This window comes from Microseira sp. BLCC-F43 (assembly GCF_041929235.1).
Classification (GTDB): Bacteria; Cyanobacteriota; Cyanobacteriia; order Cyanobacteriales; family Aerosakkonemataceae; genus Microseira.
The window spans coordinates 60512-74661 of the sequence record NZ_JBHFNP010000036.1 but is presented as its reverse complement, the minus strand read 5'-3'; the positions used below and the strand labels follow the sequence as shown (position 1 = coordinate 74661).

The window sequence follows — 14150 nt, the reverse complement described above, 5'->3', positions numbered from 1 at the left end:
CCTAAAATTCCTATCACCCATTCGGGTGAAAATAGTCGTATATTTGCTGAGCTAAGTGGGGGCCAATTCCCGGCGCGCCAGCCAGTTGTTCTCTTGTCGCTTCCCGAATATAATCAATCGAGCGAAAATGCTCTAACAGCTGCTTTTGGCGCTGGAAGCCGAGTCCGGGAATTTCATCTAAACGCGAGCGCTTCAATTTATCGCTGCGTTGTTGTCTATGGAAACTGACAGCAAATCTGTGGGCTTCATCCCGCAAACGCCGCATTAATTGCACTCCTGGTTGTTCGGCATCGGTTTCGAGTGGGAATGATTCTCCTGGCAAGAAAATCTCTTCCCGCTGTTTGGCTAAACTTACCACGCGCAAATCTTCTAATAAGTTCATTTCTTGCAAAACTGCCACCACTGCCGATAGCTGACCTTTCCCTCCATCTATCATTACCAGATCGGGCCAATCTGGATTACCTACGCGCTGCAATTTTCCATCTTCAGCATATTTGCGGAAGCGGCGGCGGATGACTTCTGCTAAAGATGCGAAGTCATCTGAGTGACCAGTTGTAACGGCGGGATTTTTAATTTTATAGTGCCGATAGTGCTGCTTTGCGGGTGAACCGTCGATAAATACCACCTGCGATCCTACGGCATTCGACCCTTGGATGTGAGAAATATCGTACCCTTCTATGCGGCGCGGCAAGTCGGGTAAGTCGAGTATATCGGCTAAATCCTGCATCCCTTGCCGATCGCGTTCGCCTAATTTCTGCATCCTTTGCAGTTCGTAGGCAGCATTGCGTTCCACCATTTCAATCAATTCTGCTTTAGTTTGCCGCTGCGGTGCCACAATACTCACCTTGCGTCCCCGACGCTGGGATAAAAACTCGGCTAACATCTCGCCATCCGGCAATTCGTGCTGCACCAAAATTTCCGCCGGAATTTCCACCGCCTCCGCATTTTGGTAATGTTCTTCTAGCACCCGCTGTAAAATCGCCCCCGCTTCTACACCGTTTTGATCTATCTCATCAGAACGTCCCGACAATAGGGGAGACTCAGCGATAAATCCCAAGCGCCCTACCAGGCGTCCGGCGCGAATTTGGAACAGTTGGATGCAGGCGCGTTCGTCATCGGCGGCAAGCGCGATCGCATCTTGCGATACCGTATCCTTTGGCAAGGATACTTTTTGCTCCGCACTCAGGGATTTTAACCCGCTAATTTGGTCGCGGATTCTCGCCGCTGCTTCAAAGTTGAGCGCTTCTGCCAGTTGTTCCATATTCCCACTCAGAATATCGATCAATTCCTGGGTGCGACCTTGGAACACCATCGCCACTTTTTGCACGATTTTGCGGTATTCTTCTTTTGAGATTAACTGTTGGCAAACACCCGGACACCTCCCCAGGTCGTAATTGAGGCAGGGTCGGTCTTTAAATAACGGTTGCGGGCGCTGTCTTAGGGGGAAAATACGCTTGACTAGATGTAAAGTATTTCTTAACAGCCCAACATCGACATAAGGTCCGTAATACTTATCTTTTTCTTTTGCCAAACGCCGATTGCGCGTGATGAAAATACGGGGATAATCTTCTGACCAAGTAATTAACAGGTAGGGATATTTTTTATCATCCTTAAGTAGTACGTTAAAATACGGCTGATGTTGCTTGACTAAGTTGGCTTCTAGTGCTAATGCTTCCGCTTCGGTGTCGGTGACGATAAATTCAATTTCTGTCACCTGGCGAACCATCATATCGATGCGGGGACTATGTTTGGGGGTGTCGCGGAAGTAAGAGCGGACGCGCGATCGCAGTTTTTTCGATTTGCCGATGTATAGAATGCGTCCGCTCTCATCTTTCATAAAATATACACCCGGTTCGGCTGGAATTTCCTTCAACCGGCTTGAGAGTCCTTCTGGATCTTTTACCAATGGCAGGGTTTTTGTAGCTGACATAACCTTCGCAATTCTCCGCTTCCGTAATCTTTACAGTTTTTTAAGTAAAAACTATTGCTTTTAGTCCGTTTTATCTTTAGTAAAATTACGCAAATTCCCCTTTTGGGAGATTATCCTAACATTATCTTTTCCATGTTTTTAAAGTTTTGATTAACTATCCTGGGTAATAATTAAGTTATTAACATAAAAATAAAATCTGAAAGACTAGATATTAAATTAGAGGAAAGCGTCTACTACGCTAGATATATTACAACCTTTAGTAACCAAACCCAAATCCTATCAATGACTTCAGAAGATCTCCAGCACCAATATCGCGAAGCTTTAGATGAGACACTTAATCAACTGCAAAGCGTAACTCTATTAATCGCACAAATAGAAGCGAAGATGGATGATGTGAGAGAGTCTATGCAGAGTCTGTGTCAAATTATGGAAGCAATTATCGCCACAGGTCCTTCTGACTAGGGACGTGAGGTGGCTAACTATCAGTTTAGACCGTCGCGAGTCGATAGGGCGATCGCGCGTGAGTAGGGGTTTCCCCACTACCCGCTGACGGTGAAATGACTCTGGGCAATTGTTACTACGCCCTACCTCTGTTCAATTCTTCCTGTATCGCCTCTTTCAACTGAGGTAGCTTTACAGGTTTGACAAAATACCTTCGCGCCCCTAAATTAATCGCTCGCTGTTGATCTGCTTTAAAAGCAAATGCTGAAACGACAATCACCGGCACTTGATGCCAGTCTGAGCTTTGTTGGATTTGTTCCAGAATGGTATAACCATCAATACCGGGTAATTTCAAGTCCAGCAAAATCAGCTGAGGTTGGAAGTCAGATAAGGCTTGAAATAAGTTGCAGCCATCTGGTAAAGCAAGGACTTGGTAGCCCAGATAAATCAGATATTCGCTCAGCAACTGGCGATTGATATCGTTGTCTTCAAGCAGTAAAATTCGCATGGATCTAAGCAGATTAAATGCTTGAGAATGTCTGGTTGCTAAATTTTTCACGACCATTGTAAGTATTGGGACATTTTGGGAATCGCGCTCCTTAAGACTTAACAGATCGCCCATAAACCAGCCGTATTGAGGCGGTTGATTATTACCAATGGTATCCGGTCGGTAATGCTTGCGGATGAGGCACGAACTGTATTGTGCATCCTGCTGTTTGAGTTTGAGGAACTATCGCGGATCTTATTGGGTCCCCAGCCATTGGTCTAGTTAAGTATTTTAACTAATATGCCGGCAAGTCATATCGACAGGACTGACGCCGGTCGAGACCATCACCAAAGTTTCTGAGTCAATCTCTCCTTGCCAAACCAAAGATTTTTCGTAGAAACCCGATTTCTTGGCGTAAGTCCCGATCGAGTTGGGTTGATTTATCCTGGAAAACAAAGGTGCTACCATGAGGACGCCGCGATAATGCTCCGCATCGCTATCGCGAACGCACAGCCGCAACTGCTTGTTGCGCGGGGTCGTCATCAATCTCGCGACAGTGGAAAAACCATCGTAAATGGTAGGTAATATGACTCAAATTGGCTCTGAGATTACGTTTGAACAAGCGATCGCCGCCACGAAGTCTTTGCTAGAACAGGTGGAAGCCAATCAATTATCCCCCGAACAGATCGGGGAAGCGATCGCTGCTTTAGTTCAAAGCGAAAATGGTGCTAGGGGATTTTTTGTCACCTATCTGGTATCGAGTAGCAGTTTAGCCAGTCATCCCTCAGAGGAACTGGTACAGGCGTTACGTTCTAGTCCAGATATTGTCGCCGAACTGTTGGCGAAAAATGTCGCCATGTCGGCGGCAATGGCGCTTACCCATCGCCGTAACGATGACGAACCAATGGCGCAAAGTTCAGAACAAGTGCGCGATCGCTCGGCAGCGCTGATCAAACTCGTCGATCAAGATGCAGTATACGATCGCTGTCGAAAATTATTGGAAAGTGCGGTAACGGGTGCAGGTAGGTACCAAGCTTTTTTAGACCGCTGGGGTTACGATGCCGAACAACGGCAGTTAATTTGCGAGGCATTAGAGAGCGCGATCGTTGTTCCCCAAACCAACGATCGGCTATCCTCAGATGAGGAAGAAGCAACAGAAACAATAGAAGTAATATCAAATTCGGTGGCATCGGAATGATTAGCTTTCTGGCTAATGGCTAATGGCTAATGGCTAATTGCCTTGACCGCATTAAGTAATTCCGATGCAACTTAGTTCCTTGCTGCCAGAAGATTATCTATTTCAGGACTTACGCGCAAGTTCCCGGTTTCTACGAAAAATCGTTGGTTTGGCAACCAGAGATATGCCTCCCTTCCGCTACGCGAAGGACGGTCGAAACCGGGTTTCTGGCAACGCCCTGGCAAACACCAAAGTTTCTCAAATCGACTTCTGCAAAAACTCTTGTGGGGTGGGCATTCTGCCTGCCCTTGAGTTTTTTTGTTGGAGAGGTCTAATAAACTCGGTTTCTGAAGCATCTAGGGGTTAAGCTTTTTGATTAGCCTTGCGTGCAGCAGCAAATAAACCGCCAACAGCTATTAGACCCAAGATTGTAGAAGGTTCGGGTACTGCTGCGGGCGGATTTGGGTTCGTCTGGTAATCCTTCGTCCAAGTGTAGATGCCCGTGTGGGAGGTGCTATCGTTGATTACGTTGCGGTTACCTGCGATCGCACCCGAATCTGTTGCTGTAAAGGCGTAGGCGTAGTTTACATCGTCGTTAAATGTCACTTTGGCAATTTCGCTGAATTGAAAGCGTTGATTGGTTTGGAATGCTTTCTGCGACAAAGCGAACAGTGCGCTATCTAAAAGCTGATTTCCCGTTCTGTTACGGTTGTAGTCGGGTGAAAAACCTATCCCAAGATTTGGGTTATTTACTAAGTTGCCACCCTGCATGATTTGGGGACGGGTATCTACATATCTCCCGGCTATATCCAAGTGTCCTACTAGGTCAACTTGCAATTGACCAGTTTGGTCGTTGTAGGTCACAGACCCAATATTAGGATCTCCAACTACATCGAAACCGTTGGTACGCAGATACCCCACCAGGGAATTAAAGTTAGTATTAAAATCGTTCAGCATGTTAGAGCCGCCAGTCGTAGCGATACTGGACATCAGGCTGCTGTATTGATTGCGAAAGCCGTTTAGCCATGCCGTCGCCAGTACGCCATCCGCCCAATCAGCCTTAGTGACGCTTTCTACTTTGAGAGTATTCGTGCCTAAATTCGCGGTAAAGCCAACCCTTTGAGGAGTTTCGCTGGCGTACCAAAGTTCTACGTTAGTTGCCGACGAATCATCGGTCAAGGCTTGGATTGCCTTGCCCACATTATCTCTGGTAACGTCCTCTAGCCTTTGCCTGGAAACCCCGTTGACTGTTTCGGAGGTAGGAGGATTGTTGAACAGATAGGTTTCAATTTGGGGTAGACCGTTGTAAGTCTGGAACTGAATGTTAGTCGGTTTGAGGGTTGTGGCGATCGCTTCGACACAAGCGATCGCGCTCATTCCACCTGCCACCGTTACGGCGAGCAAAAATTTTGGGATACTTGCTTTCATCTGTGCTTTTTCCTGAATCTTGGAGTTGCGCTTGAATCTTGCCACTATCTCGCTAGTTATTTCCCATCTTAAATTAGTATTGTAAAGCTTTCGTAAATTTTACTCTGGTTTTAACTCAATCAGGACTTACCCACGCGGGGCCAAAAACAAAGGTGATGCGTCAATAGAGCGCCTCTAAACCCACGATTTTTCGTATAAACCGGGTTTTTTTGCGTAAGTGTCTACAAAGGTTTCTTTCGACTTTAAACTCGCATTTCTTCAGTACTTTTACCATCTTTTATTGTCTAAAATGATTCTTTCTTTATTTGGACATCATCAACTAAAGCCTTGCATAAGTGTATGACAACGCTCACATCCCACCTGTGTTTTAAATCACAAGTGGGATGTGAGCGTTCTAGGTAATTAAAACAGGAATAGGGCAAAAAAACTAAACCGGGTTTGTTTAACAAGAGAACAATAAAATTAGGAACTGTTACCTACTGCCTCTTGCCTGTTGCCTTTTTTTCTGATTGGCAGAGATTGAGTAGATGTGAAGTCTAGGGGGTTTTCGACTGCTGGCGCTTGGTAACTAAGAAAGCACCCAAGCCAAACAGAGCCAGCATTGCAGAGGGTTCTGGCACAACCGTTCTCCGAGGAGGAGTGACAATACCCCTGAGGGAAACTTCGTAGTTGCCGCTGTGAGAACTACCATCTGCTCCTGCTCCGACGCTGTTGGTTAGTCCAGTCTGGGTGGCAGAGAAGCTGTAAAGGTAGTTAGTTACGCCATTGTAGTCAGTTCTAACGACTTCACTGGCTTGGAATCCATTGGGTAGAAAGGCTGCAACCATTGCGAATGGAGAACCAGGACGGGTATAGAATGCTTTGAGGTCATAGTGACCGGCAAGTCCAATGTTGATGTTGCCGCCGCTGCTGTTGATGTAGGAGATGTTGGGGTCGCTGCTGCGTTGGAAGCCTTCAATAGCACCAAATATATTGTAAAGGTCTGCTTTTGTGGTAAGTGAGGCAGAACCTTGTCCGGCGGCAGTTAAGAAGTCATTAAACCATCTATTTGCCAAGTTATTTGCCCCATAGCTCATACTCATGCCTGAACCAGTGCTAAACCAGTCTGCTGCTGTCAGACTGCTGAGGGTGAGGGTACTGCCGCCAACCAAGCCACTAACGCTAGTGCGAGCGTTAGATGCTAAAAACTGTGCATTGGTGAGGGTTTCACTGCTGGCAAATAGTTCTACGTTGCCACCGGGATTAGCGCTGTTGCCAGCCAAAATGCTATTTAAGTTAGCGTTTGGATTAACGTAGGTGCTGTTGCCAGTGACATCGTAGAGTAGGTAGTCTGTGCCGGTGATGGTGAAGGCAGAAGCTGGGGCAGATGCGATCGCACTCATTCCTGCTACCACCGAAGCGCCAATCAAAGCCTTTTTGATTAAACCTGTCATCTTCTCTTCTCCCTAAATCCTGAGGTTGTGTGTAGTCGATCCACCCATTTTTCTGATGTTTCTAATCTAGATGACTCTTTGACTGAATTTGGTAAAGTTTATGTGAATTTTTCGCGCTTTTTTGTTGGCTATAAATTACGTAATTTCCCTTCAGTATTTTCCGAATCTACTGATTCACAAAATTTCCACATTTTTATGCTATCAGGTTGTTTCTGTCGGTATTTAAGCACTTCCCAGCCTAAAAACCGGGTTTCTGCTTTGGAGAGAAACCCGGAATATGAGTGTAATTCCTCAGAAAAAAGGGAGACAAGCAAAACAAGCAAGGGAGACAACCCATTTATACCTTTGCCAGTGTGGGTATCAGGCTCGCGTTAAAAATTCCAGAATGTTAGGATGATTGTAAAAATAGTGAGATTCTCTCGACGGCTGTTTCCAAAATATCCGGGTCGTGGACTAGGGCAAATCGTACATATCCTTCCCCAGATTTACCGAATCCTGCACCGGGGGAAGCAGCGACGCCTGTTGTTTCGACTAAGCGAGTGCAAAAATCTACGGAATTTTGCTGCCAAGGTGGGGGGAGTTGCGCCCAAACATACATTGTCGCTGCGGGGGTTGGCACTTGCCAGCCGATGCGGTGTAAAGCGCTAATAAAAGCATCTCGGCGCTGTTTGAAGGTGGCGACGGTGTGTTGCACGCCGATTTGATCGCCGGTGAGGGCTGCGATCGCGCCGTTTAAAATTCCGCGATACTGGTTAAAATCAACCGCTGCTTTGACTTGTCGCAAAGCGCGAATCAGCTTGGCGTTGCCGATGGCATACCCGATGCGGAAACCTCCCATATTGTATGACTTGGAGAGGGTGAAAAATTCGATGGAAACGCTTTTATCGGGATCTGCTTGCAGTATCGAAGGGGCAAGTGAAGATTGGAAGACTAAATCGACGTAGGGGAAATCGTGGACTAATACTAAGTTATGTTGCTGACAGAAAGCGACGGCTTGCTGGAAAAAAGATAGGGGAGCGATCGCGGTAGTAGGATTGTGGGGATAGCTCAGTACCATCATCCGTGCCTGGGATAATACTGGCGCTGGGATATCTTCTAGTACTGGCAAGAAATTATTTTCGGCTGTTAGGGGCATCGGGTAAATTTGACCGCTGGCGAGATAGACACCACCCGCATGGGAAGGATAACCCGGATCGAGCAATAAGGCGAAATCTCCCGGATTGAGTATTGCTAAAGGTAAGTGCGCCGTGCCTTCTTGGGAACCGATTAAAGGCAGCACTTCGGTTTGGGGATCGACTTTGATGCCGAATCTTTGAGTATACCAGGTTGCTGCGGCTTGGCGAAACGCTGCGGTGCCGTGAAATAGTAAGTAGCCGTGGGTAGTTTTATCTTGTAGGGAGTGAGCGATCGCATCAATAACATGCGCCGCTGCTGGCAAATCGGAAGAACCCAACGAAAGATCGATGATATCTTTACCCCCAGCCATTGCCAAAGACTTCGCCCGATCCATATCGGCGAAAACATTGGCTTGCAGGGATTCTAAACGCTTAGAGAATTGCATAATTGGTCAATTGGTAATTGGTAATGGGTAATTGGTAATTGGTGGAACAAATTTCAAATTTAACTTTTCAATCTGAAATCTGAAATTTTAAATCTGCAATTACCCATTACCCATTACCGATTCACAAGTTAGTTTCGAGCAAGCTGGTTACTTTTTGCTTGCTATCGATACCTTCAACCGATCCAACTAATTCACCGTTTTTAAACAGTCTCAGTGCGGGAACGCCCTCCACCTTGTACTGCGCGACGGTAACTGGGTTTGGATCGACTTCCATTTTGACAACCTTGAGGCGATCGCCGTAGGTTTGCGCTGCCGTGTTCATAATTGGCGTCATCAGTCGGCAAGGCCCGCACCAAGACGCCCAAAAGTACACTAACACCGGCTGTGTTGCTTTCAGGACTTCGGTTTCAAACTCAGAATCACCGATCGAAATCACGCTGCTCATGGCACACCCATCGACGGTCATATATCAGGGTTAAGTGTATCCGGGGTTGAAGTTCCCTGATATTTACTACAGTACATCAACCTGAGCCAGTACAAGCCATAGCGCCGGTTTGGGGTTGGCAATTTAGCTAAAATTACCGATGAGGATAACAGGGAGCCTGTGCTAAGTTCCATTCCCAGAACATATCTACAGGTTTGCCGTCAGGATTAATCAAGCTATTGATCGCTTCTATTGGTCGGGATGTTATCGAGCTACAGAACCCTGAGCGAGATGCCCGATCTATCGAGCGATCGCATGACGCACCTGGAGTTGTCCTATCACCGTTATCTACTGGAAGCTATAAGCTTTATGAAAACATCTACCACCAAAAACAGCCAAAATCGACTCAGCTTAGCCTTGGGTGTCCTCACCGCTGTTTCCTGCGCTACATCGTCACAATCTGCTACTGCGGTTACATTGGTTGGTAATGAAGCCAACGCGGTAACATCCGGTTCATTCGTCTCCGGAAGGGAAAGCGCCTCCGGGTTTTATACCTACTTTCCAGTAAATCCAGCTAGCACCGTGGCTTCAGTACTTGGTTTCGTTGAGGACAAGACCTCGGTAGAGCTGGGGAATCCCACCAATCGATCAACCATCGAGCTAAACTGGGGGGGCTCTTTACTGCAAAATCAAACCGGCAATGACTTGGCAATTTACGAAAGCGGTAGTTTAGGCAAACCGGAACCTTTTGCCGTAGCCATTCGCAAACAGGGTGAAACCAACTTTACCAATTTCCTCTACAAATTCACCGCCGCCTATAACCCCGATCTGTTTGCATTTGTCACACTTTTCGATTTGAGGGATTTTGGCCTTGGTGACGGCGATGCCATTGACGCTATTCGCATCAGCAACGCGATCGCAACAGATCGGGTCACCGGACAAGATGGTCAGGGTTTCCTAGGGGGTCAATATACTCCCCAGACTGGTGTGCCTGGAAGCGCAACATTTACTGACACTCAGTTTGACCCAGATATTACCTATGTCGTCGGGCTGCATAATGTTGTTGTTCCACGGCCTCAAACAAGCATACCCGAACCTTCTTCGATGTTAGGTTTGTTGGCGTTTGGTGCGTTTGGTGTCAATTGGGTGCCCAAACGCAAGCAGCAACAGAAAGCTTAGGATAGCAGCCGCTTTTGATCCGAAACCACGTGCGGGATTTTCCCTGCACGCGGTTATTTAATCGGCAGTTAGCCCGCGTCCTGGGGTAACTTCCTGCTAGAAACTGGGTTTTTCGTCGATCTTGTTTTCTGTAGGGGCAAGGCATGAGTAAATTTTGTCGCTAAGAGCAAAGTTTTTTGAATGCCGTGCCCCCACAACAATGTTGTGTTGCTCAACGATTTTTCACAGAAATCCGGTTGATCCGAAGAAACTTTGGTGATGGCCTCGATATGGGTAATTCATGCGATCGCTATTAACCCAAGTTGCTAGTTATCAGATTTGGGGGTGGTAATAGGTAATAGCTAATGGGTAATGAGATTCATAGGTGCTGGAATTCTGACAATTACCAATTACCAATTACCAATTACCAGCGCCTCCTGATATAACTAGCAACTTACGTTATTATCCCCAAACAACTTGCAAGTTCAGTACAAAACCCGGCAAAACATCTTCTCCCGATAATTCAGTTGGAGATTCCAACACTTCCACGGGTTGTCCTTGGCGATAAATTTCAACTCGGCGGGTTTTGGGGTCAATTAACCAACCAAGTTTAACCCCATTTTCCATGTATTCTTGCATTTTGGCTTGTGTTTCCTTCAAGCTATCAGTTGGCGACATTAACTCCAACACAAAATCTGGGGGAATCGGCGGAAATTTGCGTTTTTCTTCCAGAGTCAGAGTATCCCATCTTTCTTGTTTAACCCAAGAAATATCGGGAGAACGATTGGCTCCATTTGGGAGTTTAAAACAGCTAGAAGAATCAAACAATTTACCAAGTTTCTCCTGGCGATTCCAAATCACAAAATCTCCTGCTATTTCAATATTTTGATTTCCTGTTTCTCCTCCTGTGGGTGACATTATAACGATCTCCCCTTTAGCATTGCGTTCAAATTTAATTTCTGGATTCTTTCGACAAAGCTGATAAAATTGCTCGTCAGTCATTTTACAAACAGGCTCAAAGTTAATAGTGTAAGCAGTCATAATACTTCTCTCCAGTATTTCAAATACTTAACGTAAGTTGCTATTTATATCATGTCCGATAGCAAAGGTTGTTTATAGTAGGGGCGGGTAAAACCCTCCACCTTTGATACCAAGCGAATTGTGTTGATAAACCCGCCCCGCGCGCGATGCCGATGCCAGCGGACATAATATTACATCCCTCGGCAATGGTAGTAGGTAATGCGTAATTTTAGATTGGGGATTTCAGATTGTATATTTGATTGAATTAAAATCTGAAATCCGCAATCTGAAATCTGCTTTTTCCCAATTACCAATTACCCATTACCTAAGATGTTTTTTTCTTGGTAGCAGTGGTTTTAGTTGTGGTTTTACTCGCAGCAGTTTTAGTCGTCTTGGCTTGCGAGGTTGTTGATTTTTTGGTGGTGGTTGATTTACTCGACTTGGTACTAGATTTGGTAGACTTCGCCGTAGAAGCCTTAGCAGCTAGCAGTTCCAGTGCCCTCTCCAGGGTCACCGCTTCGACCGATTCGCCTTCTGGGATGGAAGCATTGGTTTTGCCGTGCTTGATATAAGGGCCATAGGGGCCATCGTATATATTCACTGGCTCTCCATCTTCTGGATGATTGCCCAGTTCGCGCAATGCTTCCTTTGTCTTGCTGCGACCGCCGCCGCGTCCGGTCTTCTGCTGAGAAAGCAACTCTAAAGCACGTTCGAGGGTAATTGTCAATACATCATCGGTGGCTTTGAGCGAGCGATAATCTTTCCCCCCTTCCTTGCCTTGGTCGTGGACGACGTAGGGGCCGTAAGGGCCTAGTGCGGCTTGAATTTTGCCGGAGGTGGCTGGGTGGACGCCCAGGTTGCGGGGTAAAGCCAGCAGTCCGAGTGCCATCTCTAGGGTGACATCCTCGACTTTGGTATTTTTGGGTATTCCGGCGCGCTTGGGTTTTTTCTTGCTGCCTTCTTGGGCGTCGCCGAGTTGGATGTAATGACCGTAGCTGCCCAACAGGATGTAAATCGGTTCCCCAGTTTCCGGGTGGATTCCTAGCTTTTCGGGGCCTTCGGTTTTTTGCCGCAGGATGGTTTCTACTTGTTCGGGGTTGATGTCCGCTGGCGTTAAATCTTTGGGAATCGAGGCGGTGACGACGCCGTCGCCGTTTTCTGCTTCCACGTAAGGGCCAAATTTACCGATGCGGATTTTGGCATCTATTCCTTCGAGTTCGATAGTTCTGGCAACAGTTGCGTCAATTTGGCTTTCTTGTACCTTCACCTGGGTTTCTAAACCCTCCTCGCCGAGATAAAATTTCTGCAAGTAAGGCAGCCAGTCAACTTCGCCTGTGGCAATGTCGTCTAGGGTTTGTTCCATGCGGGAAGTAAACCCGGTGTCTACCAAGTCGGGGAAGTATTTTTCCAGCAATCCTGTGACGGCGAAGGCGGTGAAGGTGGGAACGAGGGCGTTGCCGTTCATTTGGGCGTAACCCCGGTCAACGATGGTACTGATGATGCTGGCGTAGGTACTGGGACGCCCGATGCCTTCGCTTTCTAGGGTTTTGACCAGAGAAGCTTCGGTGTAGCGGGCGGGGGGTTGGGTTTCGTGACCGATCGCTTCGAGTTCAGTACACTTGGGATGGTCGCCGACTTTTAATGGCGGTAGAATGACTTCTTGGTCTTCGATCGCGGCGTTGGGATCGTCGGAACCTTCGACGTAGGCGCGCAGATATCCGGGGAAGTTGATGCGCTTACCGCTGGAACGGAAACCGGCATCTTCGACTTGAATTTCTACGCTAATCAGGGTTTGGCGCGAGTCTGCCATTTGGGTGGCGACGGTGCGTTTCCAAATTAAGTCATAAAGCCGGAATTCTCTGTCTTTGAGTCCGGTGTCTTGGGGGGTGCGGAAGCTGCTACCGGCGGGGCGAATCGCTTCGTGAGCTTCTTGAGCGCCTTTGCTTTTGGTGCTGTACTGGCGCGCTTTGGGACTGAGGTATTCTTTGCCGTACATTTGCTCGACGCAGGTGCGGGCGGCGGCGATCGCTTGTTCCGATAAATGCACCGAGTCAGTACGCATGTAGGTAATATACCCCTGCTCGTACAAACTTTGCGCGGTTCGCATTGTATCCTTTGCCGATAACCCCAATTTCCGGTTCGCTTCCTGTTGCAGTGTCGAGGTGGTAAACGGCGGGGCAGGTTTGCGCGTCATCGGTCTTTCTTCGATATTCGCCACTGTCCAAGTTTTACCCGTTAGCCGTTCTTGTAAGGCTAATGCATCGGCTTCAGAAAGTAAAACTACGTTGCGTCCGGCGGCAATTTGTCCGGTAGATTCGTCAAAATCGCTGCCCGTGGCTACTTTAATCCCTCTCAGGGTGATTAACCGCGCTTCAAATGGCGTTTTCTCTTTCTCTAGAGTTGCCTTTAAATCCCAGTATGTCCCCTGACGGAAAGCGAGGCGCTGACGTTCTCGATTCACCAACAACCGTACTGCTACCGACTGCACCCGCCCTGCGGATAAACCTCTGGCTATTTTCTTCCACAACAGCGGCGAGAGGGTATAACCCACCAACCGATCCAAAATGCGCCGCGTTTCTTGGGCGCGGACTACCTGTTCGTCGATGGTGCGGCAGTGCTTCAGGGCGTCGCGGATAGCTTCTTGGGTGATTTCGTGGAATACCATCCGCTTGATCGGCACTTTCGGTTTTAGCACTTGCAATAAATGCCAACTTATGCTTTCCCCTTCCCGGTCTTCGTCCGTTGCTAGTACGAGTTCGTCAGCGTCTTTGAGGGCGTCTTTCAGCTGCTTGACGGTTTTCTCTTTTTCCTTGGGGATGATATATAGGGGTTCAAAGTCAGCCTCTACATTGACACCGAACTGCGCCCATTTTTCCCCTTTAACTTCTGGAGGAATTTCATCTGCGGATGAGGGAAGGTCGCGCACGTGCCCCATCGACGCTTCTACCCGGTAATCGGAGGGTAGGTAGTTGCGGATGGTACGTGCTTTTGTGGGTGATTCGACGATGACCAGGGTTGACATGGGAACTTCAACAATAGCAGTTCAGCTAGCTTGTCTAATTTAGAGAATTTGTGCAACTTGTCAAGAGGG

At 47.5% G+C, this 14150-nt stretch carries 13 protein-coding genes; 4 read left to right on the top strand and 9 right to left on the bottom strand.

Going from position 1 to position 14150, the window contains the following annotated elements:
* Positions 1-13: 13 nt before the first annotated feature.
* A complete protein-coding gene (uvrC, locus tag ACE1CM_RS05975) occupies positions 14-1930 on the bottom strand; it encodes an excinuclease ABC subunit UvrC (RefSeq protein ID WP_374876485.1) in 1917 nt (638 codons plus the stop codon).
* A 282-nt stretch (positions 1931-2212) separates the two neighbouring features.
* On the opposite strand from uvrC, the gene ACE1CM_RS05970 reads away from it, so the two are divergent.
* Positions 2213-2392, top strand: coding sequence for a hypothetical protein (locus tag ACE1CM_RS05970; RefSeq protein WP_374876484.1), 180 nt, complete (start codon positions 2213-2215; stop codon positions 2390-2392).
* Between the two features lie 115 nt (positions 2393-2507).
* Here ACE1CM_RS05970 and ACE1CM_RS05965 read toward each other — a convergent pair whose 3' ends face one another.
* Entirely contained in the window at positions 2508-2879 is a 372-nt protein-coding gene (locus ACE1CM_RS05965) for a response regulator (protein ID WP_374876483.1), read from the bottom strand.
* 270 nt (positions 2880-3149) lie between these two features.
* Positions 3150-3401 (bottom strand): hypothetical protein, encoded by a 252-nt coding sequence (locus tag ACE1CM_RS05960; RefSeq protein WP_374876482.1) that lies wholly within the window; start codon positions 3399-3401, stop codon positions 3150-3152.
* A 43-nt stretch (positions 3402-3444) separates the two neighbouring features.
* Between ACE1CM_RS05960 and ACE1CM_RS05955 the strand changes: the two genes are divergently transcribed.
* Both ACE1CM_RS05955 and ACE1CM_RS05950 read left to right on the top strand, forming a co-directional pair.
* Positions 3445-4056 (top strand): hypothetical protein, encoded by a 612-nt coding sequence (locus ACE1CM_RS05955; RefSeq protein WP_374876481.1) that lies wholly within the window; start codon positions 3445-3447, stop codon positions 4054-4056.
* Between the two features lie 64 nt (positions 4057-4120).
* Positions 4121-4402, top strand: a complete 282-nt coding sequence (locus ACE1CM_RS05950) for a hypothetical protein (protein WP_374876480.1) — start codon at positions 4121-4123, stop codon at positions 4400-4402.
* On the opposite strand, the gene ACE1CM_RS05945 is transcribed toward ACE1CM_RS05950, so the two are convergent.
* From ACE1CM_RS05945 to ACE1CM_RS05930, 4 genes are all read right to left on the bottom strand, one after another.
* Entirely contained in the window at positions 4399-5463 is a 1065-nt protein-coding gene (locus tag ACE1CM_RS05945) for an NF038130 family PEP-CTERM protein (RefSeq protein ID WP_374876479.1), read from the bottom strand. The two genes, ACE1CM_RS05950 and ACE1CM_RS05945, sit on opposite strands and share 4 nt — an antisense overlap.
* A gap of 536 nt (positions 5464-5999) precedes the next feature.
* Positions 6000-6896 (bottom strand): NF038130 family PEP-CTERM protein, encoded by an 897-nt coding sequence (locus tag ACE1CM_RS05940; RefSeq protein ID WP_374876478.1) that lies wholly within the window; start codon positions 6894-6896, stop codon positions 6000-6002.
* Positions 6897-7284: 388 nt separating this feature from the next.
* A complete protein-coding gene (locus ACE1CM_RS05935; RefSeq protein WP_374876477.1) occupies positions 7285-8457 on the bottom strand; it encodes an LL-diaminopimelate aminotransferase in 1173 nt (390 codons plus the stop codon).
* A gap of 121 nt (positions 8458-8578) precedes the next feature.
* On the bottom strand, positions 8579-8923 hold the full coding sequence (locus ACE1CM_RS05930; protein ID WP_374876476.1) for a thioredoxin family protein: 345 nt from the start codon (positions 8921-8923) through the stop codon (positions 8579-8581).
* 219 nt (positions 8924-9142) lie between these two features.
* On the opposite strand from ACE1CM_RS05930, the gene ACE1CM_RS05925 reads away from it, so the two are divergent.
* Entirely contained in the window at positions 9143-10060 is a 918-nt protein-coding gene (locus tag ACE1CM_RS05925; protein ID WP_374876475.1) for a PEP-CTERM sorting domain-containing protein, read from the top strand.
* A 441-nt stretch (positions 10061-10501) separates the two neighbouring features.
* Here ACE1CM_RS05925 and ACE1CM_RS05920 read toward each other — a convergent pair whose 3' ends face one another.
* Both ACE1CM_RS05920 and topA read right to left on the bottom strand, forming a co-directional pair.
* Entirely contained in the window at positions 10502-11080 is a 579-nt protein-coding gene (locus ACE1CM_RS05920) for a Uma2 family endonuclease (RefSeq protein WP_374876474.1), read from the bottom strand.
* A 304-nt stretch (positions 11081-11384) separates the two neighbouring features.
* Entirely contained in the window at positions 11385-14081 is a 2697-nt protein-coding gene (gene topA, locus ACE1CM_RS05915; protein ID WP_374876473.1) for a type I DNA topoisomerase, read from the bottom strand.
* Between the last annotated feature and the right edge of the window lie 69 nt (positions 14082-14150).

What these genes read in the sequence shown, in the direction of transcription:
- ACE1CM_RS05955 (WP_374876481.1), top strand. Translation starts at nt 3,445, where the DNA reads ATGACTCAAATTGGCTCTGAGATTACGTTTGAACAAGCGATCGCCGCC.
- uvrC (WP_374876485.1), bottom strand. Translation starts at nt 1,930, where the DNA reads ATGTCAGCTACAAAAACCCTGCCATTGGTAAAAGATCCAGAAGGACTC.
- ACE1CM_RS05945 (WP_374876479.1), bottom strand. Translation starts at nt 5,463, where the DNA reads ATGAAAGCAAGTATCCCAAAATTTTTGCTCGCCGTAACGGTGGCAGGT.
- ACE1CM_RS05960 (WP_374876482.1), bottom strand. Translation starts at nt 3,401, where the DNA reads ATGACGACCCCGCGCAACAAGCAGTTGCGGCTGTGCGTTCGCGATAGC.
- ACE1CM_RS05925 (WP_374876475.1), top strand. Translation starts at nt 9,143, where the DNA reads ATGTTATCGAGCTACAGAACCCTGAGCGAGATGCCCGATCTATCGAGC.
- ACE1CM_RS05950 (WP_374876480.1), top strand. Translation starts at nt 4,121, where the DNA reads ATGCAACTTAGTTCCTTGCTGCCAGAAGATTATCTATTTCAGGACTTA.
- topA (WP_374876473.1), bottom strand. Translation starts at nt 14,081, where the DNA reads ATGTCAACCCTGGTCATCGTCGAATCACCCACAAAAGCACGTACCATC.
- ACE1CM_RS05935 (WP_374876477.1), bottom strand. Translation starts at nt 8,457, where the DNA reads ATGCAATTCTCTAAGCGTTTAGAATCCCTGCAAGCCAATGTTTTCGCC.
- ACE1CM_RS05920 (WP_374876474.1), bottom strand. Translation starts at nt 11,080, where the DNA reads ATGACTGCTTACACTATTAACTTTGAGCCTGTTTGTAAAATGACTGAC.
- ACE1CM_RS05930 (WP_374876476.1), bottom strand. Translation starts at nt 8,923, where the DNA reads ATGACCGTCGATGGGTGTGCCATGAGCAGCGTGATTTCGATCGGTGAT.
- ACE1CM_RS05940 (WP_374876478.1), bottom strand. Translation starts at nt 6,896, where the DNA reads ATGACAGGTTTAATCAAAAAGGCTTTGATTGGCGCTTCGGTGGTAGCA.
- ACE1CM_RS05970 (WP_374876484.1), top strand. Translation starts at nt 2,213, where the DNA reads ATGACTTCAGAAGATCTCCAGCACCAATATCGCGAAGCTTTAGATGAG.
- ACE1CM_RS05965 (WP_374876483.1), bottom strand. Translation starts at nt 2,879, where the DNA reads ATGCGAATTTTACTGCTTGAAGACAACGATATCAATCGCCAGTTGCTG.